Genomic DNA, 1,014 nt, shown 5'->3' with positions numbered 1-1,014 from the left:
TACACTGACCGCCGAACCGGGTTTTTTATTCTACCTTCTGCACTCTAGACTCTGCATTATCACAATGCCCCTGTGCTCTGCTCCCTGAAATTCCTGTTTTGCGGAATTTCGGCTGTTCGGCTGCTCGAGCAATCTGAAACTCTGCTACGTTGATCTTCTGTAGTTCTGTTGTTCTGTTGTTCTGAAGTTCTGGTTTTCATTCCGCACTCCGCAATCCGAATTCCGCAATGCAATTAGAATAGGAGATTCTTGACTAACGGATTGATTCTATGACCTCCAGCCCCCCCATGTACCCCTTGAGCGCCTCCGGAACCTTTACCGTGCCGTCCTCTTGCTGGTAATTCTCGAGTATCGCCACGACAGTCCTCCCCACGGCGAGGCCCGAGCCATTCAGGGTATGGCAGAACCGTACCTTTTTGCTTTCCCTCTCCCGGTACCGTATCTTTGCCCTCCTCGCCTGGAAATCGGTAAAATTTGAGCAGGAGGATATCTCCCGGTACCGCCCTTCCGAGGGAACCCAGACTTCGATATCGTAGGTTTTTGCCGCAGAGAATCCAAGGTCGCCCGTGCAGAGCGAAACGACCCGGTAGCTGAGACCGAGCCTTCGCAGCACCTCCTCCGCATCGCGCGTCAACGTCTCGAGTTCGTCCCAGGACGTGTGGGGGGAGGTTATCTTGACGAGTTCGACCTTGTTGAACTGGTGCTGCCTGATCATTCCCCTCACGTCCCTGCCGTATGACCCGGCTTCTTTTCTGAAACAGGGCGTATAGGCAGTCATTTTCAGGGGAAGGTCGTCTTCCCTGAGTATCTCTTCTCTGACGACATTGGTAAGGGGCACCTCGGCCGTGGGAACCAGGTAAAAATCCGTATCGGAGACCCTGAAGAGATCCTCCTCGAACTTCGGCAGCTGACCCGTCCCGATAAAGCTCTCCCTGTTCGCCATGAAGGGCGGAAGGTACTCCGTGTACCCGTGCTCCCCGGTGTGCATGTCGAGCATGAAATTTATCAGCGCCC

General features: G+C 54.2%; 1 pseudogene (cut by a window edge). It reads right to left on the bottom strand.

Annotation, left to right across the window (positions count from 1 at the left end):
* Window positions 1–253: 253 nt before the first annotated feature.
* Window positions 254–1,014: pseudogene (serS, locus tag GTN70_09190) on the bottom strand (serine--tRNA ligase); it runs 488 nt beyond the window's last position.

It is taken from the genome of Deltaproteobacteria bacterium (assembly GCA_011773515.1).
GTDB lineage: Bacteria > Desulfobacterota > Deferrimicrobia > J040 > J040 > WVXK01.
Note: the sequence above shows the minus strand (reverse complement) of the source record. Positions and strands in the feature narration are given on the sequence as shown.